Origin of the sequence: Pseudomonas sp. MWU347 (genome assembly GCF_017947305.1) — a bacterium.
Classification (GTDB): Bacteria; Pseudomonadota; Gammaproteobacteria; order Pseudomonadales; family Pseudomonadaceae; genus Aquipseudomonas; species Aquipseudomonas putida_A.
Window position 1 is genome coordinate 136,343 of record NZ_JAFGZB010000012.1, and the last position, 23,005, is coordinate 159,347.

Consider the following 23,005-nt stretch of genomic DNA (forward strand, 5'->3'; position numbering starts at 1 on the left):
GGCTCAGACCGCCGTGGCTGTGACAGGTGGACGGGACGGTTTGCGCAGCGCATCCAGTCGCGAACCGCTGTAGCGGGTTTCGCGGTAGAAGTGCCAGCGACCGAACAGGGTGTAGACGTTCATGATCCGGCCTTGCTCGGTGTAACCCATGCGCAGATGCAGTTTCAGCGCCGGGACGTTGTGGAATTCGCAGACGTCCACCACCTTGTCGCAGCCCTGGGCCGCCATGGCTTTCCACAGTTCCAGTTGCAGGTCCACCGAGAGTTCGCTGCCCCAGTAGGCACGGGTCAGCTCGCCACCGAATTCGAAGAACTCGCCGGGTTTCACCGGGAACAGGCAGCCGTAGTAATGCCGGTCGAAGTAGTCCCGTGCGCTGCCCCAGATGAACGCCACGGCATCGCCCTGATCGTCCAGGTGCATGTGTCCGGTGTGGCCTTCGTTGGCCAGCTCGGCCATGGTCCCGACGCGGTCGCCGAAGTAGCGGGCAAAGGCGCTGGCGTTGTCGGCGGTGATCTTCACTACCCGCAGCGGCGGATACGGTTTGAGGCTGTGCGGTGGCACCGGACTGACCAGATCGCGTTCCATCCACAGCAATTCCTGATGAAAAAACACGTAGTGCTTCCACGCCTTGGCGAGGGTGGCGCGCAGGCCTTTTTGTTTGATGTGCTGGCTGAGTTTGCTGACGGTACCCATGTTCTGTACTCCTGAACTCTTTGGCACGGCGAACCCTTGTGGTGAGGGAATTCCTGTGGCGAGGGGATTCATCCCCGATGGGCTGCGAAGCGGCCCCAGTTTTTCAAGATGAAAAGCGGCGATTGCTGCGCAATCGATCGGGGATAAATCCCCTCGCTACAGGTTGTGTTCGCCTTGCGTTTTGCAATATTCGGGATTGGGTTCATGACGCGCTCCAGCTCAACGCGAACAGGGTTTCCCCTGGCAAGTCGAAGCTGACGCGTCCATCGCGGCAGGCAAACGGCGCGTCGCGGCTGCGGTTGTCCGCGCCGAAGTAACGCAACGCACCGTTGTTCAGCGGGCACTTGGCGCCACTCAGATCAACGCGCTGCAAACGCGTGCCTTTGTTCACACCGAGCAGGCCCCGCTGCTCGTCGCCGGCCATCGCCAGCACATCGACTTCAAAGCCATCGTTCTCCAGCCACAGCACCTGGTGCAGCCAATGCTGCGCGATGAACTGCTGGGCCAGACCCACCGGTTTCAGCTCAAAACGCTCATCGCCCAAAACCCGGATCATGCCCTTGGGGTACTGCGGTTCATCAGCGGCCTGAAACCAGTTGAGCATGCTCAGCAAACCGTCTTGCGAAGCGTTGATCACCACCGACGCCCACCACAGCGAGGCGTAGTGCGTCTCCTGATCGTACGGGCTGAGGCTGGAACCGCTGGACATATTGGTCTGATCCAGCAGCAAGGCTTTGCGCGGCTGACCGTGGGCGTCGAGGCCGACCAGTTCGGCGGCGCGGCGCACGCTGTCGCGGTAGACCCGGGTGGCGAGCAGGTCGCGGATCATCCATTCGTGCCACGCCAGCGCGTCGATCTGCTCGGCGGACTCGCCGAGCAAGCGCCGCGCCCAGTCGATGCCGCGCTTGTCGGCCGCGTTGTCGGCGAACGGCCCGTTGACCAGCCGTGAACTGGCCGGCATGGCGATGCGCACGCCGGCCTTGGCATTCGCCGGATCGCTGCGCACCTGCCTGGCCATGCTGGTGAAAATCGCCCGGTATTGCTCGAAGCTCGAATAGTTGAGGTTCGGCTCATCAGCAAAACCGATGTAGTGCGTGCCTTTGCCGCCCAAGGCGCGGGTGCCGGCCAGCCATGCATCGAGGCCGCCATTGCTTTGCACGTCGGCGCGCAGATCGGCCTGACGCAGGCTGCCGGCGAGCAAGGTGATGTCCTGACGGATGCCGAAGCGCTCCTGATAAGCCTGGCGGAACGCGTCTTCGAAGTGCGGATTCTTCGCCGTGACATCGACAAAACTGTAGTAGCTGGCGGCGGTCGCTTTCAGCGCATCCAGCACCGCGTGACTACTGGCGGGTGGCATCACGTAGGGCAGGGCGATGCCCAGATCCGGCGTGCGCCCGAGGATTTTGTCGTGCAGGGTCAGGTGGATCTGGCCGGTCTCTTCGCGCACGGGTTTGAGTTGCTGCGGAGTCTGCGCAAACCGATTGGCCGTGCCGTCGAGCCAGAACGCCGCTTTGCCGCTGCCTTGCAGGCGCAGGCGCCAGACCTGTTCGCGCTCGCTGACCGGCAACGCCAGTTGATCGAACTGCCAATAGGCGCGATAGGGTTTCAGTGTCAGTGTCAGTGTCAGCGTCAGTGACTGATCATCGCCCACCCGCTGCGTCTGCAACGCATTGACCCCGCCATGGAACTTGCCGGCGAGCACCGCGTGTTCCCCCGGCGCGACCTTGAAATACAACTCGTCGCCGTTCTGCGTCTGCGCGCTGAAATGCACCTTGGCCGGTTCGAACAGCGCCACGGTGTGCTCGTCGTGTTCGACCCGGTAATTGCGGAAGCTGTAGCCGGGAATTTCCAGGCGATAACTGGCGGCACCCGGCAGCAACGCCCAGTTCTGGGTGCCGCGGGTTTCGCTGGCCTTGATCACGCGCTCGCCCTGCAATTTGCCCTGGCCGTCGAGCAGGTACAGATGCTCTTCGTTGGCCTCGGCCTGCCACGCGGGTGTCCAGCGCACGGTCACGGTGTCCGGACGGTCGGTTTGCAGGTACAGGCTGCCGTCGCGGATCTCGCCCCAGCGCATCGACGCGGCAAAGGCGTCCAGCGACAGGCCGAGACCGAGCAGCAGGACCAGGCCTTTCATGCGGCCTTCCGGTGCAACATCTGCCACATCGGCGCGATGTCACTGGGCAGGATGATCAAAGTTTGCCAGAACGCCACGCCGCTCAAACGGCAGTACAACACCAGCATCGCCACGGTGACGGCCAGATAGGCAATCGATGAAGCCGCCGCTGCGCCAACGATGCCGTAGGCCGGAATCAACACCAGGTTCAGCGCCAGATTGAGCAGGGCGCCGAGGCCCATCAGCAGCGACACCGTGCCGGGGCGGTTTTTCCCCAGCAGGTCCAGACGCAGGATGCTCGCGTAGCATAGGCCGAGCAGCCCCGGCAGCAAGGCGAGCAGCGCCGGATACGCCGGTTGGTAGGCGATGCCGAACAGGGTGACGATCAGCCAGTTGCCGATCACTGCCATGCTCAGGCACGCGCCGAGCATCACCGTGGCGGTCAGGCGCAGGGCCAGCGGAGTGACCTTGTCCATGCCTTCGTCCTGTTGCAGCAGGCGCTTCATCAGCGGCGTGGTCACCGCTTCCGGGACGATCAGCAGCAGTTCGGCGGCGGCGCTGGCCATCGCGTAATGACCCAGCGCGGTGCTGCCGAGCAGGGCGCCGATGAACAGGTAATCCGAGCGCAGAATCACTTGCTGGAACAGCAGGTCCGGATGGCTGCGCGCGCTGTAGCGCAGCAGTTCGTTCTGGCTGGCGCGATCCCATTGCAACTGCAGCGGTTGCGCGCGTTTGAGCCAGACCCAACCGGCCAGCACCACCAGGCTGATCCCGGCCAGCCAGCTGATCAGCGCCGCTTCCAGCGCCGCGCTTTTCCACATCCAGAACAGCGCGAGAAACAGCAGCAACGGCGCCAGCGATTCGGTCAGACGCAAGGCGTTGAACGCGACCACGCCACCGGAGGCGTTGTGCAGGGTCAGCAGGCCACTTTTCAGCACGGTCAGCGGCACCGCCAGCAGCAACAGCCAGGCCAGCAGACCAAGCTGCACGGTGACATCCAGTTCACTGCCGAACTCACGGACCAGCGCCACTACCAGCAGGGTCAGCAGACCCGCGAGCAAGCAACCGAACACCAGCACCTGACTCAGCAGCAGGCCCATCGGCCGTTGTTTGGCGGCCTGATAACCCACGGCGGAATTCAACCCGCCACTGGTGGCAGCGCTGATCAGGTCGGGCAAGGTGCTGAGCAACGCGAACAACCCGCGTTCACTCGGCCCGAGGATCCGCGCCAGTAACACGTTGCGCAGCAGGCGCAGGGCGATCATCGCCAGTTTGGTGCCCATGCTCAGCGCCAAGTGTTTGAGATAGTGGCTGCGGCTCATGGGCGGTTGCCACGAAAGATGCGCCACGACAGCAACTCCGGGTTGCGCGCAGTACGCTGGCTGACACCGAAACGCGGCAGGTTCAGCGGATCGCCTTCACCGCGATAGATGCCGGTGCCGGTGCCCAGGGCGAACGGGTAATCGTGGGCAGCAATCTGCTTGCGCACGCGATCGTCGTTGTTGCCGTTGGGGTAGCAATACACCGGCAACGGCCGGTTGCAGCCATTGTTCAGGGCGTCGCGGCTGCGGCTGATTTCTTCGCTCAGGCGCACATCGTCCAGTTCAGTGAGGATCGCGTGGCTGGCGCCGTGCGGGCCGAAACGCACCAGCCCCGAAGCCTCCAGCGCGCGTACCTGATGCCAGTCCAGCGCTTGCGGCTGCGCTTCGGGCGGGCATTCGTCGGTCAGGCGTTCGAGCATCGCCGGTTCAAGGGTTTTCAGGCTTTGCAGGTAATGCAGCAGCGACAGGCTGCGGCGATCAACGTCGATGTCGTCGACCAGCACCGGCACCGGGTGGTGGATTACGTGCAGGCATTCGATCAAGTGCATGCGGGCCTTTTCGCCGTGGCTGCCCCACAGGGTTTCGCCAAGGCTTTCCCACCAGAAGCGCTGACGGCTGCCGATGAAATCGGTGGAGAGGAAAATGCTCGCCGGCACCTGGTGTTTTTGCAGCAACGGGAACGCATTGACCGCGTTGTCGCGCCAGCCATCGTCGAAGGTCAGCGCCACCCGTGGGCGTTCGCTGCGCAATGCGGTGGGCGTGAGGATGTCCATCAGCGGCACGCAATCGAAGTGCCGGCGCAGCCACACCAGCAGGTGCTCGAACGCCTTGGGCCCGACACACAGCTCATTGCGGTGCGGCAAGTCGGCGGCGCGGTCGTTGGCCAGCACCCGATGCAGCATCAGAATCACCCCGGCGCCGTGCAACTGGTTTCGTCCCACGGGCGAGTTGAGGTAAAGCCAGCCACTGGTGCGTTTTATTAATTGTTTGATCGCCATGGCTTCGGTCCTCTCAACGGTTTTGTTCAGGGTTCCACTGGGCATATCGGTGGCCGCGCAGGAACTGCCACAGGCCGAGACTCATCCCGGCGAGGGTGACCAGCAGGAACGCGGCCAGACGAAACGGTTTGGGCAAGCGATGTTGCGAATCCAGCAGTCCGGCCAGCGCAATGGCGTAGCCGAACAGTTGGGCGATCAGGGCCAGTCGATAGAAACCGTGGTCGTCCCACAGCCAGAAGTTGCTCAGCAGCAGCGGCAGCAGGAGGATCGGTGCCAGGCGCCGAATCAGTTTGTGGCTGATCAGCGCCAGCGAATACAGGCCATGTTTGAGCGGGTTGAGCAGCTCACTGCGCTGGGCGAGGCTTTGCAGGCCACCGACGGTGACGCGTTGACGGCGGCGGAACTGTTTGTCCGCTTCGTCGACACCGTGGTCGATCACTTGCGCCTCGGGCACGTACACAATGCGCTTGAAGGCCACCGGTGCACAGGTGCTGAGAAAGAAGTCGTCGTTGACCTCCGCCGGCACGCTCTGGAACAGCTCGCGGCGCAGGGCGAGCAGGGCGCCGTCGGCCGAGACCATGCAGCCGGTGCGATTCTCCACCCGACGCAGCCAGCCCTCGTAATGCCGGTACAGACTGTCGCCGACGCTGAGGCCGCCGCCGGTCACTGGAATCACCATGTGCCCGGCGCAGGCGCCGACATTCGGGTCACTCAGCGGTGCGAGCAGGTAGCCGAGGGTTTCCCGCGACCATTGGTTGTCGGCGTCGGTGAACACCAGAATATCGCCAGTCGCCAGGGCTACGCCGGCATTCAGCGTCGCGGCTTTGCCCTGGCGCGGCAGGTCGAGCACAGTGATGCGCGAATCAACCACTTTGTGCGCGCAAGCCACGGTGTCGTCGGTCGAGCCATCGCTGGCGAGAATGATCTGCAGCGTGGCCGGCTGGTAGTCCTGCGCCAGTAGCGTGCGCAACTTGTGCTCGATGTGCCGCGCCTCATTGTGCGCGGCAATCACGATGCTGATGTTCAGCGGCGGCGCCGGGCTGTGGCGCCAGGCCGGGAACAGCGGCGCCAGTACAGTCAGCAGCAGCGGGTAGCCAAGGTAGGCGTATACCGGCAGCAGCAGGCACATCCAGAAAATGAATTCAGCCACGGGCAGGCCTCCTGGCGTTCCAATGACACAGACTGAGAATCAACGCCGCCCCGGCCAGGTGCAGCCGCACCCAGTGCAGGCCCCACAGTTGCAGGGTCAGGCCCACATCATGATGGCGTGAACTCTGGCGAATGCTCAGCACCAGCGCCGGTATCGTGGTCAGCATCACCATGACGGCCGCGTGGTGCGGAAAACCGTTGAGCAGTGCGGAAATCGCCAGCAAGTCGAGCAGCCACGCGCCAAGCGAGAGCAGCGGAAAGCGCAGCAGGCGCAGGCTGAAACCGTGAGTGCGCAGCAGTTGCAGATGACTGCCCTGACGCCACATTTCCTTGCCCATCCACTCGCGCCAGTTCATCTCGTAGCCCCAATGCAGGGCCACGCTGCTGTTCACCGACAGCAGCCGCGCGCCCTGTTCGTGCAGGCGCAGGGTAAATTCCTTGTCTTCGCCGGTACGCAGGTGTTCGTTGAAGCCGCCGACCTTGTCGAACCAGCGCCGGCGCATCAGCAGGTTGGAACTGGGCAGCCAGTCCACCGGGTGCGATGCCTGACTCGACGGGCGCAGCGTGCGCCGTTGCCAGGCGGCGGCGTACCACGGCGCAGTGGCGGGGGTGTGCAGGTCGAGACCGAAGACGTCGGCCTGACCCTCGGCTTGCAGCTCGAACAAGGGCTTGAGCCAGTCTTCGGGCATTTCGACGTCGGCATCAATGAACGCGATCCACTCGCCGCTTGCCAGCAGCGCACCGCGATTGCGCAGCGCACCGATCAGCAGGCCCGGCAGCACCAGCACCTGTGCACCGAACTGACGGGCGATGTGCGGGCCGTCGTCGCTCGAACCGTTGTCGACCACAATCAACTCGCACTCGACATCGGCCGCATGTGCGGCTTTTTGCGCTGCCAGCAGCGTGCGGCCGATGTGCCGGGCCTCGTTGTACATCGGGATGATGATGCTGATCCGGCTCATGTCCTGGCCTCGGTCAGTGGCGCCTGTTCGGCCTTGAGGCGCAGGACGCTGGTCAGCGCGAGCATGATCCACAGGTATTTCTGGTTCGGTGCGCTGAGGAACATCAGGAACAGGGTCAGCGACAGAAAGCTCACCCCGAGGTGAGTCATCAGGTCCGCCTGCTGCCAGTCGCGTCGCAGCATCCACGCGGCGCGGGCGCGGATCAGGTTGTACAGGCCCAGGCCGAGCATGCCGACAAACAGCAGGCCGGCGGGAATCCCCAGTTCACTGAAAATTTCCAGGTAGGTGTTGTGGGCACGGCGATACAGGTCGCCGATCTTGCGGTTGGCGGAAAACGCTTTGGCGTAACCGGTGGTCGCGTAGTGCAGCGGGAAGGTGCCGGGACCGGAGCCGAGCAGCGGGTTCTCGCGGATCATCTGCCCGCCGACCACGATGTACGAGGCGCGCCGGCCGAGGGATTCGTCGTCGTGGCCCTTGGCGCCGGCGCTCAACACGCTCAGGGACTGAATGCGCGCGAGGTAACCGGCGGGCATCGCGTAGATCGCCAGCGGAATCACGATGGCTGCGCCGAGCATGGCGAAACCCAGGTGCCGTGGGCGAATGCGGGTCAGTTGCGCGCGGTAGTGCCAGCAGCCGATCAACAGACTCAACGCCACCACCACCAGCCCGGAGCGCGATTCGGTCTTGGTCATGCCACCGAGCAGCAGCAGGCAGCAAGAACCCCAGAACAACCGATGCAGCAGATTCGGCCCACGAATCACCAGCAGCAGCGCCAGCGGAATGGCGAAGGCGATCAGCAGGGCGAAGGCGTTGGGGTCTTCCAGCAGACCGGCAGCGCGGCCCTGATCCTGGAATTTGACTGAAAACATCGCCATGGCACAGGTGGCGCTGACACTCAGGGTCACCAGTCGGGCGAACAGGTCGAGGTTCAGTTCACGGCCGATCAGCAGGGTGATGACAAACAGGATCAGCCCGACGCTGAGTTCGCGCAGATGCCCCAGCGACATGCCCAGGTCATCGGTGTTGAACAGGCTGAGGAAATACAGCGCCAGAAACCACAGCAGAAACCGCCAGATATTGCTGCGCAGGCGCTCGGAAGGAATCTGGTGCATGGCCAGTTGCAGCATCAGGATCACCGCCAGCGAAGCGCCGATCAGTTTGCTTCCGGACAATGCGCTGTCCTTGAAGAAACCTTCGAACGGCACCAGCGCGGCAATGCCCAGCAGGCCCCAGGCCGGCTTGCGATACAACACTGTGAAACCCACCAGGCCAATGACCGCGCCGGGTGCGAGAAACGGATAAGGGCTGGCGAGCAAACCGATGCACACCATCCCGAGCAGCGTGACGATCGAGAGCGGGAAAATCATGCGCGTGCCTCCCGTGCCGTGCGGATGTACAGCTGCGACCAGCGTTCGGCCAGGGCCTTGAGGTCGTAGCGATCCTGTTGCGTACGCTTTGCGTTGTCGCACAAATGCCGGGCCAGTTTCGGCTCGCTCAGCAGGTTGTCGAGCTGACGGGCGAGGTCGGCGCTGTCGGCAGGTGTCGCCAGCAGACCGTTATGCCGGTGCTCGAGCACATCGGGAATGCCGCCGACGGCGAACGCCACCACCGGCACGCCGCTCTGCATCGCTTCGAGCAGAATCATCGGCGTGCCTTCGGTGCGCGAGCTGATCACCAGCGCATCCAGGCGCTGCCACCACGGTTGCATGGCGGTCTGGTAGCCGGGCAGACGAATCCGTTGCTGCAAACCTGCGGCGTCGATCCGCTCCTGCAGCGCCTCGCGTTCCGGGCCGTCGCCGAGCATCACCGCGTCCAGTTGCGGATGCTGGTGACACAGCGGAATCAGCGCATCGAGAAACAGGTCCGGACCTTTCTCGCTGCTCAGGCGCCCGACGTAACCGGCGAGCCAGCGCTGGCGGTCAACGGTGCTGACCAGCGCGTCGGCGGCGGGCAATCCGTTGGGGATCACCTGGAGTTTTTCCGCCTGCACGCTGGCCTGACGATGCAGCACGGCAATGCTCTCGGCCACGCACACCACCCGATCCACCGACGCCGTGCGGCACAACTGCAGACTCAGCCAGGTGTAGAACTTCTGCTTGCGGCTGCGCGGGGTGAAGCCGTGTTGGGTGATGACCAGCGGCAAACGCAACAGCGTTGCGCCGACCCAGCCGAACAACAGCCCTTTGAAGTTGTGGGTGTTGATCAGCGGCCGTTCGCTGCGCCGGGCCCGCAGGTGGCGCAACAGCTCACCCAGCCCGGCACAGCCACGGCAGTCCACCCCGGCCTCGCGAAAGCGCGCGATCAACGCCGGCGGTGCATCGAGGAAAAGCACCTGGTGCTGCCCCGGTGTCGCCAGGCAGTGATCGAGCAGCATGCGCTCGGCCCCATAGAAGCCGCCGCTGCTGAGCAAATGAATGATCGGCAGCGCGGCGTTCGGGGTGGACAGCGTGTTCAATTGCGCACCCAGTGCACGAAGCTTGGCACGGTCCAGTTCTTGTGCGGATTGCTCGGCAGCACGTTCTCGTCGTTGATCACCAGCAACACCGGCAGGCCCAGTTCGTGGGTGATTTGCGCAGGGTGTTTGAAACGGTGATCGAAGAACTCACGCACATAGACCAGGGCTATCGCCAGCAGCAGACCGGTGAACAGCCCGAACGGAATGATCAGCAGCGGTTTGGGGAACGCTGGCTCGGTCGGCTCGAACGGCGGGCTGAGCACCTTGGCGTTCGACAGGTCGTCGTTGAGCGAACCGGCGGTGCTGCTTTCGGCAAAGCGTTGCGCGTAGGTCGAGAACGCCGTGTGCAGCGCGTCGATTTCCGTGTCCATCTGCCGCAGCTTGCTCTGGGTCTGCTGCAAGGTGTGGATGCGGTTCTTGAACTCGGCGATGCGCGCGGTTTTCTGATCGATCACCTGTTGCACCACGGCCAGATCGTTGGTGCGCTCCTGAATGCGGTTGCTCACCACTTTGAGGAACTGCTGGCGGGTGCGGGCGATCTGTTCGCGGGTCAGCAGCATCGGCTCGCTGCCGGGCTGGAACACCGCGAGGTCATTCATGTAGCGGCTGACCTGAGTGGTCAGTTGCTCGCCCAACTGTTTGATTTCCCGATCCTCGAACGCCACGTTATCGACGGTGGTGGTGAAGGTGAAGGGGAACGTGTAGTCGTTGAGCTTGTTGCTGCTGGCGGCCGTCAGCGCGGTTTTCAGGTATTCGAGCCAGCGCTGGCTCTGTAGCAGACGATCCTGGTACAGGTTCAGGGCTTGCTCTTCGGTGTTGATCGCGTTCAGGCGGAAGGTGATTTCTTCCTTCGGATCGGACGATGCAACACTTTCCAGCAGCGCCTGCCGATTACCTTCCAGCCCGTCGAGACGCACCTGATACAGGTGCTTCTTGGTTTCGTAGAAGGATTGCGGCAGGTCGATCGATTGCAGCGCCTGACGGCTGCCCAGATAGTTCTGCAGCAGAGTGGCGACGAACGTCGTGCCCTGATGCGGATCGGGGAAGCTGTAGACGATCGAGATCACGTTGGAGCCGGGCAGGGTCTCGATTTTCAGGCTGTTGATCGCATCTTGCGTCAGGCCGTCGAGCACGGTGTCACGCACCGGATCGGTTTGCAGCCCGAGCATGTTGCGCAGCGGATTGATCACGTACTCACGCAGCGGCGAAGAGACATAGCGGCGGAACGGGTCGCTCACCAGTTTGGCGAAGATGCCCACCGGCGGGTTGTACTCGCCCTTGTCGCGCAGCTCGCTGATGGTCTGGCGGATCAGCGCCGGGGACCGCAGGATGTTGCTTTCGGTTTCCATGTCCGCCAGCGACGGCGGAATGAAGGTGGCGTTATCGACCGTCAGTGACGTGGTGGCGTCACCCTGGGAGAGTTTTTTCGACTGCACGATCACCTGAGCGGTGATATCGAAGCTCTGTTTGAGCACCAGCGGCAGTACCAACGCGATGACTGCAAAGATCAGGAAGACCCGTTTCACCAGTTGCTTGTTGGCGAAGAAGATCCTGAAGAACTCATGCAGGTAGTTTTCCTTTGGATTCATGATCGGTCACCTGAGAGTCAGTTACTGCTGCTGCTTTTGTTGTCGACGCGGTAGCCGAAGCTGAAGCCCACGCCCTGGAACAACACCACGTCGGCCAGTTGCCGGGCGAGATCGCCGGCACTCGCCAGTTTGGTTTTTGGTACGAACAGCATGTCGTCCGGTTGCAGGTAGGCGATCTGCGACGCATCGCCCGACAGGGCTTTTTCCACGTCGTAGTGCACGGCCTGCACCTGGTTGCCGTTGCGCCGCATGATCACCACCGAGTCCAGGCGCGCCTTGACGTTGGTACCGCGCGCCAGGGTCAGCGCTTCAAGCACCGAGACCGGACGGCGGATCGGATAGGAACCCGGTTGGCCGACTTCGCCGAGCACGTAGATCTCGTTGCCGGCGGTGGACTTGAGCATCACATCGACGCTCATCCGCCCAGGCAATTGCGCGTACTTCTGGTTAAGGAAGGTTTCCAGTTGGTTGATGGTCATGCCTTGCAGCGGCACGGCGCCGATTTCCGGAAAGCTCGCATAACCGTCATTGCCCACGGTGATCTCGCGGCTCATGCCGGTGGCCGGGTGATTCAGTGCGCTTTTCAGGTTTTGCTCATTGGTCAGCGGGCTGATGACCTGCACGGTCAGCTGATTGCGGTTGGGCTGGAACAGCTGTTTGCGCTGGTAAGCACGCTGGATTTCATCGCGCGCCTCGTCGGCGGTCAAGCCGGCGATTTTCACCGAGGTGTTGGCGCCGGGCAGGTTGATGGTGCCGTCGGGCAGCACCAACTGGTTGCCATTGAGCTGGCTGGCGGCGGTGAAGTTCAGGCCGATCTGGTCACCCGACTGCACGCGGTAAGCGTCCGAACCGCTGGTGCTGATGTGGAAGATCACATCCAGCACGTCTTGCGGGCGCAGGGTCTGTTCGACCTTGGGCATATCGGTGGCCTGGGCATTGGCCGGGGTGGCGGTGAGAATGTTCACCGGCATGTTCTGGGTTTCGGAAGTGCTGGAGCAGCCTGCAAGCGGCAGCATCAGCAGAACAAGTATCTTGGCGTTCATGGCGTCATCCTTCGCGTTTGCTTACAGGTTTTTGTAGAGCCACTTGGGCATGTAGTACTTGCGCCGGTTGAACACGCTGCCGACCACTTTTGCCCCGGCCTGGGTCAGACGTTGCACGGCGGCCTGGGCGACTTCCCAGCGGGTGTCCTCAGCGCGGACCACGAACACCACGCCATCGACCTGAGTGGCGAGCACCAGCGTGTCGGCGGCGGAATACACCGCGTCGCCGTCGATCACCACGAAGCGGTACTGGGTGCCCAGGCGGTCGAGCAGCGGGCTCAGGCGCTCGGCGGTCAGGTGTTCGAGGGTGCGGATCGGCCGGCCATTGGGCAGCACATGGAAAGGCAGGCTCGAGACCTGCACCACGCAGTCCTGCAACAGCGGCGGGTTGTCCGGGTTGAACAGCAGGTCGCGCAGGCCGCGCTCCTTGCCCAGGTTCAATTGCTGCGTGAGGTTGCCTGCCGACTGACTGGCATCGACCAGCAACACCTGGCCGCTGCTCATCTGCGCCAGTTGGCTGGCCAGTGCCAGGGCACTGGTGGTGGTGCCCGCGCCGGGGTTGGCGGCGGTCAGGAACAGGATCCGCAGATCCAGATCCAGCACGGTCGAAATCAGGTTCGATTCGCTGGGGTTGGCTATGCTCAGGCTTTTGTTGGTTGAACCGTCCATTAGCTTGCTCCGTGGCCGCTGAATACTTTGAAGGGGGTTTTCAACAAGATCTTCAGATCAAGCAAAAGGCTTTGCTCGGCGATATAGCTGAGGTCCAACTCAACGCGCTGGTCGAAGTCAATATTGCTGCGCCCGGAGATCTGCCACAGGCCGGTCATGCCGGGGTAGATGCTCAGACGCGCAAGGTGGTTGTCCTTGTAGCGGTAGGCGTTGAACGAAGTCGGCCGCGGGCCGACCAGGCGCATGTCACCGCTGACCACGTTGAACAGGTTGGGCAGTTCATCGAGGCTGGTACGCCGCAGGAAACCGCCGATGCCGGTGATGCGTGGATCCTTGTCGATCTTGAAGTCGATGGCGTCGACCCCGTGCTTGTTGAGGTGGCGCAGCGATTCCTTGAGTTCTTCGGCGTTGCAGACCATGGTGCGGAACTTGTACATGCCGAAGGTGCGGCCGCGATAACCGGTGCGTTTCTGCACGAACATCACCGGTCCCGGGCTGGTGAATTTGATGGCCAGCGCCAGGCCCAGCAGCAGCGGCGAAAACATCACCAGAATCAGCAGCGCACCGAAGCAGGCCAATACCCGGTTGGTGCGTGACAGCGTCCATGGCCGGCCACCGTCGCGGCCGGTCAACCAGCCACGGCCCTGCATGTGGATGGCGGAATCGAGGCGCATTCGGTGCTCGGGATCCATGCGCTTGTCACGGCGCATCTGATTGATCGGTACACCTTGTTCATGTCCAGTCATGGGGTCCTCCGCTGATGTTCAGCCGCGAGCGGCGCGTGGGCGATAGGCAGTGGGGTAGTAGTCGCGAAACCAGGCGATGAAACGCCCCAGTCCTTCATCCAGCTCGATCCGGGGCTGGAACCCGGTGGCCTGGGCCAGATCATCGGTCTCGGCACAGGTGTTGAGCACATCGCCCGGTTGCAGGGGCAAGAGCTCGACAATGGCTTTCTGGCCGAGGTGTTTTTCCATCAGCGCCAGATAGGTTTTCAGCTCCACCGGGTGGTGGCCGCCGATGTTGAACAGGCACCACGGCGCCATGCTGCTGCCCGCGTCGGGATGTTCACGATCCCACTCCGGGTGGTTGTGCGGCGGATGGTCGGTGAGGCGCGCGATGCTTTCGACGATGTCGTCTATATAAGTGAAATCGCGCTGGTGCTCGCCGTAGTTGAACAGCTTCAGCGGCGTGCCTTCGGTGATCGCCCGAGCGAACTGGATCGGCGACATGTCGGGCCGACCCCATGGCCCGTACACGGTGAAAAAGCGCAGACCGGTGCAGGGAATGCCGAACAGGTGGCTATAACTGTGGGCCATCAGCTCGTTGGCTTTTTTGGTCGCGGCGTACAGCGACAGCGGATGATTCACCCCGTCATGCACCGAATACGGCGTGTGCTGGTTGGCGCCATACACCGAGCTCGACGAGGCGTAGATCAGATGCTCGACCGGATGATGCCGGCAGCCTTCGAGAATGTTCAGGAAACCGCTGAGGTTGCTGTCGAGGTAGGCCTTCGGATTTTCCAGCGAGTAGCGCACCCCGGCCTGCGCCGCGAGGTGGATCACCACTTGCGGTTGCTCGCGGACAAACAGCGCTTCAATCGCCGCGGCATCGGCCAGATCGATCCGCGCCAGCGGGAAATGCCCGACCTGATCGCGCACCCATTGCACCCGATCGTGTTTCAGTTGCGGGTCGTAATAGCCGTTGAAGTTATCCAGGCCGACCACCGCATGCCCGTCGCGCATCAGCCGCAACACGCAATGGGCGCCAATGAAGCCGGCTGCGCCGGTGACCAGGATTTTCATGGGCGCAGTCCTTCCGGAGCGATGTGGCGCAGGCCGATGCCGCTGTAATGCAGACCGGCGGCGGCCACGTGTTCCGGGTTGTAGAGGTTGCGACCGTCGACAATCACTTTCGAGCGCAGCTTGCTCGCCAGCAACTCGAAATCCACTACGCGAAAATTCTTCCACTCGGTGCAGATCACCAGCGCATCGGCATCTTCCAGGGTGTCGTCGCGGGTGGCGCACAGGTGCAGGTCGTTGCGATAGCCGTACAGGCGCCGGCATTCGGACATGGCTTCCGGATCGTAGGCCTGCACGCTGGCGCCTTCGGCCCACAGCGCGTCCATCAGGTAGCGGCTGGGGGCTTCGCGCATGTCATCGGTATTGGGTTTGAACGCCAGGCCCCAAATCGCAATCGACTTGCCGGCCAGGCCTTGCGGAAACTGCGCCTTGAGTTTGCCGAAGAGGATGTGCCGCTGGCTGTCGTTGACGTCGGTGACGCTGCGCAGCAATTTCAGCGGCATGCCGTTGTGTTCGGCGGTGTGCAGCAGGGCGCGCAGATCCTTGGGGAAGCATGAACCGCCGAAGCCGCAACCGGGGTAAATGAAGTGGTAGCCGATGCGCGGGTCGGAGCCGATGCCTTTGCGCACCGCTTCGATGTCGGCGCCGAGCAGTTCGGTGAGGTTGGCCAGTTCGTTCATGAAGCTGATGCGCGTGGCGAGCATCGCGTTGGCTGCGTACTTGGTCAGCTCGGCGCTGCGGTTGTCCATGAACATCAGTTTTTCGTGGTTGCGGCAGAACGGCGCGTACAGCTCGCTCATCTGCTCGCGGGCTTCGTCATCGCGGGTGCCGACGATGATCCGGTCCGGGCGCATGCAATCGGCGAGGGCGCTGCCTTCCTTGAGGAATTCGGGGTTGGACACCACGCGGACCTTGAGGGCACTTTTGCCGCGACGCAGCAACTCTTCGCTGGCTTTGGCGGCGACCTGGTCAGCCGTGCCGACCGGCACCGTGGACTTGATGATCAGGGTGCGATCGGCCTCCATGTGCGAGGCGATCTCCCGGGCGACGTTGAGCACGTGGGTCAGGTCGGCGGAACCGTCTTCATCGGCCGGCGTGCCCACGGCGATGAAAATCAGCTCGGCATGCTCCACCGCGTCGCTGGCCTGAGTGCTAAAGAGCAAGCGGCCGGCCTTGATGTTTTCTTCGAGGGTGCTGGAAAGACCTGGCTCACTAATAGGTGGCACAGCTTGTTGCAGTTGCTTGATCTTGTTGGGGTCAATATCGACACATAAAACCCGATGCCCTACATCTGCAAGTGCGGCGGCTTGAATTAATCCGACATAGCCGGTGCCAAATACGCTCACGTCCATCTGCGCACCCTCGATAGAGCGAAAAGAAGAAGTTCGGAAGAAGACTGTAAAAGGGGTATAGCGCAGGGTTTGGAAAGCGTGTCAGCAAAATGACATGTTGCACCTGTATAACACTTGAGCGCTTTTTGGCGATTGGCCATCAAGTCATTGCTGCGATTGGATTTGTTGTTTTTTTGCAGATTTGTTCAGATTTCAAATAAGCGATAAACGGTTGTAAGTCTTTAATTTAAAGGCTTCTAGCGTTTTGTGTGTGTCAGATTTGAGTCACCGGTTTTTTGACGCTTTCTAAAGAAAACAGTCAATTCTTGCGCTTTGATGGCTGGGTGCTAGTGTCAGGTTCTGACCGACAAACCTTTGACTCCCTGCCGTTTTGCACGAGCGGTATCGCCATGTTCAGATATGCCAAAGAAGTACTTTTAATTGTTTATTTGCTGCTTTATTCCGAATATTACGTTGATCGGTTAAATGCTATCGGCGTCGGTTTTGCTGTACTTCTTTTTGGCGCGATGTTTTTGGCGCTTACTTTAGCGTTATATCTAACGGCTTATATTCGTCAGGCTCTCATTCGCCACTTGTTCGCAATAACACTGTTTGTCTCGGCGGTGTTTTTCGATGTCTATACCCGAGTCACCGCGGATTACCTGAGCTACAGCAGTTTTGTCTCGCTGGTGTACTCCGGCGGCTTCATTCAGGAGGCCGCCTACCAGTATCGCGACGCGATCATTCATGGCGCGCTCAGTGGTCTGCTGTTGCTGTTCGGCATCGGTCTGAAACCGCGCCATGCACTGGTGGTGCCCAACGCGTTGCGTGTGGCGGCGCCGGTGTGTGGTGTGCTGCTGTTGAGCGCGGTGTTGTTCCTGCGGGCGGGCGAGGGCGCGCGCGGTTTGCCGATCATGTACACGCCGCTGGCCTATCTGAACCTGTTCGCTTATGAAGCGCTGCACAACACGGTCGGCCCGCGCGAGCCGGTGACGCTGGCGCGCAACGCAGTGGCGATCAATCACGACATCGTGCTGATCATCGACGAAAGCATTTCCGGCAATTACCTGGACATCAACGCGCCGTTCGGAGTGCACAGCAACCTTAATCAGGCGCATCCGGGCGTCGACATTTTCAACTACGGCTACGCCGCATCCATCGCCAATTGCAGCGCCGACACCAACGTCACGTTGCGCTACGGCGGCACCCGCGACGATTACATGCGCATCAACAGCACGCTGCCGTCGATCTGGCAGTACGCGAAAAAGGCCGGGTTGCGCACGGTGTACATCGACGCTCAGCGCACTGCCGGCAATCTGCAGAACCTGATGACCGACACCGAGAAAAAAGACATCGATGAATTCGTCCAGTTTGACCAGACCAGCGTGCGTGACCGCGACATGGCTGCCGCCGCCAAGCTGATCGAATTGCTCAACGATGATCAGCCGGAGTTGGTGGTGATCAACAAGGTCGGCGCGCATTTCCCGGTGCACGACAAATACCCCGACGCCTTCATGGCCTACCGTCCGACCTTGCCGCGCGGGCAATTCACCGAAGTGGCGGATACCGGTAAGCGCGACGGTTTCAACGGCCAGCCGGATGATTGGGTGCTGTACCGCAACGCCTACAAGAACACCGTGCTGTGGAATGTCGGCGAATTCTTCGCCCGGGTATTTGCCCAGGCCAATTTGCACAATGCGCTGCTGATCTACACCTCCGATCACGGCCAGGACCTGCATGAACGCGGCAACCCCGGGCTCAATACCCACTGCGGTGGCGATCCGGTGGAGGAAGAAGGGCTGGTGCCACTGGTGGTGATTCAGGGCGATCAACTGCACGGGCCGGACTGGGCGCAAGCGTTGCCGGCGAACAAGGATCGCTCCAGTCACTACAACATTTTTCCGACGCTGCTGCAGTTGATGGGTTATGACCTGGCGGGAGTCGAGGCGCTGTACGGCAAACCGTTGACGCTGCCGACAGCGGACGACTTCACCTTCAACTACCGCTTCAATGCGCGGCTGGGGGCCAAGCCTGAGTGGAAGCATATTGATCTGAAGACCATCGTCACGCCGGGTGCGGCGGCGACCAGTGTGGCGACCGGGGAGTGAGATTTGTGTCGGGCCAACGGGCCTCATCGCTGGCAAGCCAGCTCCCACAGGGATTGAGGTTGTTCACAAATACTGAATACACCCAAAAACACTGTGGGAGCTGGCTTGCCAGCGATGAGGCCAGTGCAAACACCACTGATCTGAAGAGACCGCAATCCGCTATCCTTGCCCCACACTGACCCAACGGATGGCGGCATGCTTCAGGTTCAAGGCGTGTTCAAAAGTTACCTCACCCCCCAAGGCCCGTTACCGGTGCTGCAAGGCATCGACCTGACCCTCGAGCCCGGCAGCAGTCTGGCGCTGATGGGCGAATCCGGCAGCGGCAAAAGCACCTTGCTGCACCTGATCGCCGGCCTCGACAAGGTTGATCGCGGCAGCATCCGCAGCGGCGAGCATCGGCTGGAAAGCATGAACGAAGCGCAATTGGCCGACTGGCGGCGCACTGAAATCGGTCTGGTGTTCCAGCAGTTCAACCTGATCGGCAGCCTGCGGGTCGAGGACAATCTGGCGTTTCAGGCGCGTCTGGCCGGGCGCCATGAGCCGCGCTGGCAGGCGCATCTGGTGCAGCGTCTGGGGTTGGGCGAGTTGCTCAAGCGTTACCCCGAACAGCTTTCTGGCGGCCAGCAGCAGCGGGTGGCTTTGGCCCGAGCCTTGGCGTCGCGGCCAAAACTGTTGCTGGCCGACGAACCGACCGGCAGCCTCGACGAAGCCACCAGCGATGAAGTGCTGCGCCTGTTGCTCGAGCTGCTCGACGACACGCCGACCACGCTGTTGATGGTCACGCACAGCCCACGCGTGGCGGCGCGGTTGGCGCAGCGGGTGGTGTTGTCCAGTGGCCGGCTGACGTGAACGTTTTCTGGCAAACCCTGCGCGCGCTACTCAGCCATTGGCGGCGGCATCCGGTGCAGTTCTTCAGTGTGCTGACCGGGTTGTGGCTGGCGACCAGCCTGCTGACCGGGGTCGAGGCGCTGAACAGTCAGGCCCGCGACAGTTACGCCCGGGCCAGCCAGATGATCGGCGGCGAACCTCAGGCCAGTCTGGCCACACCGAGCGGTGCGACGTTCACCCAGCAGTGGTTCATCGATCTGCGCCGCGCAGGCTGGCCGGTGTCGCCGCTGCTGCAAGGCCGGCTGATGCTCAAGGATCATCCGGATCAGCGGCTGCAACTGATGGGCATCGAACCGGTGTCGCTGCCGACGGACGCTGCGGTGGCCGGGCAGGCGATGCCGATCGAGCGCATCGTCGCGTTCTTCTCGCCGCCGGGCAGCACGTGGATTTCACCGGAAACCCTGCACGCCTTGGGCCTGACCGAAGGCGCCACGCCGCAAACCGCCAGCGGCCAGACGCTGCCGCCGCTGCACGCGCAAAAGGACATGGCACCGGGCATGTTGCTGGTCGACATCGGCGTCGCGCAAACCGTGCTCGAACAGCCCGGGCAACTGTCACGCTTGTTACTGCCTAAGGATTTTCATGGCGAGCTGCCGGCCGCGTTCAATGGCCGGCTGCAGCTCAAAAGCAGCGCCGAGGAAAACAATCTTTCGCGCCTGACCGAGAGCTTTCACCTCAACCTGGATGCCTTGGGCTTTCTCTCGTTTCTGGTCGGACTGTTCATCGTGCACGCGGCGATCGGTCTGGCACTGGAACAACGTCGCGGCCTGCTGCGTACGTTGCGCGCCTGCGGGGTCAGTGCGCGGATGTTGATCGGCTGTCTGGTCGTCGAGCTCGGTGTGTTGGCGTTGGCTGGCGGGGTGTTCGGAGTCATCAGCGGTTACTGGCTGGCGAGCGTGTTGCTGCCGGATGTCGCCGCCAGCCTGCGCGGCCTTTATGGCGCGGAAGTGGCGGGGCAGTTGCGCCTGAGTCCGTGGTGGTGGTTCAGCGGTATTGGTTTGAGCCTGTTCGGCGCGTTGCTGGCCGGTGCCAACAGTCTGCTGCGTGCGGCACGCTTGCCGCTGTTGGCGGTGGCGGATCCGCAGGCCTGGCATCAGCAACATGCGCGCTGGTTGCGCCGTCAGGGTTGGCTGGCGGCGGTGCTGGGACTGATCGCGCTGCTGGCGTTGCTATTCGGTGACAGCCTTGGCAGTGGATTTGTGTTGATGGCCGGGTTGCTGCTCGGCGCTGCGCTGGCGTTGCCGGTGGTGCTCAGCGCAGTGCTCAATCCGTTGCTCGGGCTTAGTCGCTCGGTACTCGGTCAGTGGTTTCTCGCCGATTGCCGCCAGCAACTGCCGGCACTCAGTCTGGCGCTGATGGCGCTGCTGCTGGCGCTGTCGGCCAATATCGGCGCCGGCAGCATGACCGCCGGTTTTCGCCAGACCTTCGACGACTGGCTCGAACAGCGCCTCAGTGCCGAGCTGTACCTCAACCCGGTCAATCCGGCGCAATCGCGCGAGATGTACGCCTGGCTCAAGCAACAGCCGAACGTCAGCGCGGTGCTGCCCAACTGGCAAGTCGCGGTGACCCTGCAAGGCTGGCCGGCGGATGTCTTCGGGGTGATCGATCATCCTTATTATCGCCAGCACTGGCCGTTGCTCGAGGCGATTGCCGGAGATCCGTGGGCGCATCTGGCGAACGACGATTCAGTGATGCTCAGCGAACAACTGGCACGACGGCTGAAGGTGCGCGCGGGGGATCATCTGAGCGTGCCGACGCCGGGCGGGGCGTGGTCGCCGCGGATCGTCGGGATCTACGCCGACTACGGCAATCCCAAGGGGCACGCGCTGGTCAACAGCAATCATTTGCTGCGGTTGTGGCCGTCACTGACGCCGAACCGTTTCAACCTGCGCATCGCGCCGCCCGATATCCCGCCGTTTTTGCGCGCACTGCAAACGCGCTTTCAGCTTGATGACAGCCGCATCGTCGATCAGGCGCGACTCAAGGGTTGGTCGGTGCAGATTTTCGAACGCACTTTCGCCGCCACCGCCGCGCTCAACAGCCTGACTTTGGCGGTGGCCGGTGTCGCGCTGTTCATCAGCCTGCTGACTCAGAGCCAGAGCCGCCTAGGGCAACTGGCGCCGCTGTGGGCCTTGGGCGTGACGCGCCGCCAGTTGATGCTGCTCAACCTCGGCCAGACCTGGCTGCTGGCGGTGTTGACGCTGGTGCTGGCGTTGCCATTGGGGATCGCGTTGGCGTGGTGTCTGGACGCGGTGATCAATGTGCAGGCATTCGGCTGGCGTTTGCCGTTGCGGATCTTTCCGCTGCAACTGCTGCAGTTGCTAGGGCTGGCGTTGCTGGCGACGCTGTTGGCCTCGGCGTGGCCGCTGTATTCGTTGTACCGCACGCAACCTGCGGATCTGCTGAGGACGTTTGCCCATGAGGATTAGCCTCGTTGCGCTGTGTCTGGCGCTGCTGCTGGTTGGCTGTGATCAACCGCAACCTGATCAAAAGGGCTTCGCCGGGCTTGGCGATCAGGCTGCGCAGTTCACCGCTGTGGTGCCGGGGCGGGTATTCAGCTTTCCGGCGGATCACGGCGCGCATGACGGTTTTCGTATCGAGTGGTGGTACGTCACCGCCAATCTCAAGGACCGGCAGGGTCACGATTTCGGTGTGCAATGGACTCTGTTTCGCAGTGCGTTAAAGCCTGCGGCAGAGCAACCGGGCTGGGCCAACCAGACGATCTGGCTCGGGCATGCCGCAGTGACTTCGGCCACCGTGCATCATGCCGCCGAGCGCTATGCCCGAGGCGGAGTGGGGCAGGCCGGGGTGAACGTGGCGCCATTCGAGGCGTGGATCGATGATTGGCGCTTCGCCAGTCAGGCGCAGGATCCGCTGACCGATCTGCAACTCAGTGCCAGCGACAAAGCTTTCAGCTATCAATTGCACCTCACCTCCAGTCGTCCACTGGTGTTGCAAGGTGACAACGGTTTCAGCCGAAAATCCGAACAGGGTCAGGCTTCGTACTACTACAGTCAGCCGTTTTTTCAGGCCAGCGGCACCCTGCAAATCGACGGCCAGACTTACACCGTCAGCGGCCCGGCGTGGCTGGATCGTGAATGGAGCAGTCAGCCGCTGGCAGCCAATCAGACCGGGTGGGACTGGTTTTCCCTGCACCTGGACAGTGGTGAGTCGCTGATGCTGTTTCGCACCCGGCAAACCGACGGCGCGCCGTATCTGACCGGCACCTGGATCAACGCCGACGGCCAGACCGAAACCCTGCACGGCGCGCAGATCAGACTCACACCCAAGGACACCGCAAAAGTTGCCGGCCGCCAGATGCCGGTGCGCTGGTCGATCAGCATTCCCGACAAACACCTCGACATCAGCCTCGACGCGCTCAATCCCGACGCCTGGATGAACCTGCGCATCCCTTACTGGGAAGGGCCGGTGCGGATCAGCGGTAGCCATGGCGGGCGCGGCTATCTGGAAATGACCGGGTACTGAGTTTCGTACACAAACCCCTGTGGGAGCGGGCTTGCCCGCGAAGGCGCCGGTACAGTCACCCACAGAGCAATTGCCTGGAACTCCGCCCCGTCTACCACCCTCTACCGATCAATCCCGGCCCATTTCCGAGACCCGGCGAGGAGCCCGCCCATGAGCGACGACCTGCAACCCCCAGACCTCACCACCTGGCAGCGCCTGTTCGACGATCAGACCTACTGGCAGCAATCCCCCGACGCTCACTATTTCGACCTGCAACGCATTGCCGACGATCTGCTCGGCCAGGGCGCGATCGATCTGGAGCAGTGGCAGATCCTGCGCGCCAAGGCCGATGACCTGCATAAGAATTCGCCAGCCGTGAACGTTACCAATGAACTGGATGACCCTGACGCCTGAGGAGAAC

The 23,005-nt window shown here is 62.3% G+C and carries 19 protein-coding genes; 5 read left to right on the forward strand and 14 right to left on the reverse strand.

Annotated elements, in window-relative coordinates; all coding sequences use genetic code 11:
* Positions 1 to 3: 3 nt before the first annotated feature.
* The 14 genes from KCG87_RS24075 to KCG87_RS24140 all read right to left on the reverse strand — a co-directional run bounded on the left by KCG87_RS24075 (position 4) and on the right by KCG87_RS24140 (position 16,144).
* The gene (locus tag KCG87_RS24075; RefSeq protein ID WP_134786787.1) at positions 4 to 693 is read right to left on the reverse strand and encodes an N-acetyltransferase; all 690 of its coding nucleotides are present in this window, start codon (positions 691 to 693) and stop codon (positions 4 to 6) included.
* 202 nt (positions 694 to 895) lie between these two features.
* Positions 896 to 2,827 carry a hypothetical protein gene (locus KCG87_RS24080; protein WP_210558973.1) on the reverse strand — a complete coding sequence of 644 codons (1,932 nt, stop codon included), beginning with the start codon at positions 2,825 to 2,827 and terminating at the stop codon, positions 896 to 898.
* Entirely contained in the window at positions 2,824 to 4,128 is a 1,305-nt protein-coding gene (locus KCG87_RS24085) for an oligosaccharide flippase family protein (protein ID WP_135296944.1), read from the reverse strand. Before KCG87_RS24085 ends, KCG87_RS24080 begins: the two co-directional genes overlap by 4 nt.
* Positions 4,125 to 5,126, reverse strand: coding sequence for a polysaccharide deacetylase family protein (locus KCG87_RS24090; RefSeq protein WP_135296170.1), 1,002 nt, complete (start codon positions 5,124 to 5,126; stop codon positions 4,125 to 4,127). The genes KCG87_RS24085 and KCG87_RS24090 overlap by 4 nt, the downstream gene beginning before the upstream one ends.
* A 13-nt stretch (positions 5,127 to 5,139) precedes the next feature.
* On the reverse strand, positions 5,140 to 6,276 hold the full coding sequence (locus KCG87_RS24095) for a glycosyltransferase family 2 protein (protein ID WP_134786786.1): 1,137 nt from the start codon (positions 6,274 to 6,276) through the stop codon (positions 5,140 to 5,142).
* A complete protein-coding gene (locus KCG87_RS24100) occupies positions 6,269 to 7,237 on the reverse strand; it encodes a glycosyltransferase (RefSeq protein WP_098964579.1) in 969 nt (322 codons plus the stop codon). Before KCG87_RS24100 ends, KCG87_RS24095 begins: the two co-directional genes overlap by 8 nt.
* Entirely contained in the window at positions 7,234 to 8,604 is a 1,371-nt protein-coding gene (locus tag KCG87_RS24105) for an O-antigen ligase family protein (RefSeq protein WP_210558972.1), read from the reverse strand. Before KCG87_RS24105 ends, KCG87_RS24100 begins: the two co-directional genes overlap by 4 nt.
* Positions 8,601 to 9,692 (reverse strand): glycosyltransferase family 4 protein, encoded by a 1,092-nt coding sequence (locus KCG87_RS24110; protein ID WP_210558971.1) that lies wholly within the window; start codon positions 9,690 to 9,692, stop codon positions 8,601 to 8,603. The genes KCG87_RS24105 and KCG87_RS24110 overlap by 4 nt, the downstream gene beginning before the upstream one ends.
* Positions 9,689 to 11,281: a Wzz/FepE/Etk N-terminal domain-containing protein gene (locus tag KCG87_RS24115; RefSeq protein ID WP_098964574.1), complete on the reverse strand. Its 1,593-nt coding sequence runs from the start codon at positions 11,279 to 11,281 to the stop codon at positions 9,689 to 9,691. Before KCG87_RS24115 ends, KCG87_RS24110 begins: the two co-directional genes overlap by 4 nt.
* 17 nt (positions 11,282 to 11,298) lie before the next feature.
* On the reverse strand, positions 11,299 to 12,324 hold the full coding sequence (locus KCG87_RS24120; RefSeq protein WP_098964572.1) for a polysaccharide biosynthesis/export family protein: 1,026 nt from the start codon (positions 12,322 to 12,324) through the stop codon (positions 11,299 to 11,301).
* A 21-nt stretch (positions 12,325 to 12,345) separates the two neighbouring features.
* Positions 12,346 to 12,993, reverse strand: coding sequence for a CpsD/CapB family tyrosine-protein kinase (locus KCG87_RS24125; protein WP_007961335.1), 648 nt, complete (start codon positions 12,991 to 12,993; stop codon positions 12,346 to 12,348).
* A complete protein-coding gene (locus KCG87_RS24130) occupies positions 12,993 to 13,739 on the reverse strand; it encodes a sugar transferase (protein WP_210558970.1) in 747 nt (248 codons plus the stop codon). The genes KCG87_RS24125 and KCG87_RS24130 overlap by 1 nt, the downstream gene beginning before the upstream one ends.
* A gap of 18 nt (positions 13,740 to 13,757) precedes the next feature.
* Complete coding sequence (locus KCG87_RS24135) at positions 13,758 to 14,795, reverse strand: NAD-dependent epimerase (protein ID WP_098964571.1); 1,038 nt, start codon at positions 14,793 to 14,795, stop codon at positions 13,758 to 13,760.
* On the reverse strand, positions 14,792 to 16,144 hold the full coding sequence (locus KCG87_RS24140) for a UDP-glucose/GDP-mannose dehydrogenase family protein (protein ID WP_096796216.1): 1,353 nt from the start codon (positions 16,142 to 16,144) through the stop codon (positions 14,792 to 14,794). The genes KCG87_RS24135 and KCG87_RS24140 overlap by 4 nt, the downstream gene beginning before the upstream one ends.
* A gap of 389 nt (positions 16,145 to 16,533) precedes the next feature.
* Here KCG87_RS24140 and KCG87_RS24145 point away from each other — a divergent pair, with 389 nt between their 5' ends.
* The 5 genes from KCG87_RS24145 to KCG87_RS24165 all read left to right on the forward strand — a co-directional run bounded on the left by KCG87_RS24145 (position 16,534) and on the right by KCG87_RS24165 (position 22,998).
* Positions 16,534 to 18,231, forward strand: coding sequence for a sulfatase-like hydrolase/transferase (locus tag KCG87_RS24145; protein WP_210558969.1), 1,698 nt, complete (start codon positions 16,534 to 16,536; stop codon positions 18,229 to 18,231).
* Positions 18,232 to 18,426: 195 nt separating this feature from the next.
* Positions 18,427 to 19,080, forward strand: a complete 654-nt coding sequence (locus tag KCG87_RS24150) for an ABC transporter ATP-binding protein (protein WP_083368660.1) — start codon at positions 18,427 to 18,429, stop codon at positions 19,078 to 19,080.
* Positions 19,077 to 21,548, forward strand: a complete 2,472-nt coding sequence (locus tag KCG87_RS24155) for an ABC transporter permease (protein WP_210558968.1) — start codon at positions 19,077 to 19,079, stop codon at positions 21,546 to 21,548. The genes KCG87_RS24150 and KCG87_RS24155 overlap by 4 nt, the downstream gene beginning before the upstream one ends.
* Positions 21,538 to 22,605: a lipocalin-like domain-containing protein gene (locus KCG87_RS24160; RefSeq protein WP_210558967.1), complete on the forward strand. Its 1,068-nt coding sequence runs from the start codon at positions 21,538 to 21,540 to the stop codon at positions 22,603 to 22,605. The genes KCG87_RS24155 and KCG87_RS24160 overlap by 11 nt, the downstream gene beginning before the upstream one ends.
* A 150-nt stretch (positions 22,606 to 22,755) precedes the next feature.
* Positions 22,756 to 22,998 carry a hypothetical protein gene (locus KCG87_RS24165; protein ID WP_098964563.1) on the forward strand — a complete coding sequence of 81 codons (243 nt, stop codon included), beginning with the start codon at positions 22,756 to 22,758 and terminating at the stop codon, positions 22,996 to 22,998.
* The last annotated feature ends 7 nt before the right edge of the window (positions 22,999 to 23,005 follow it).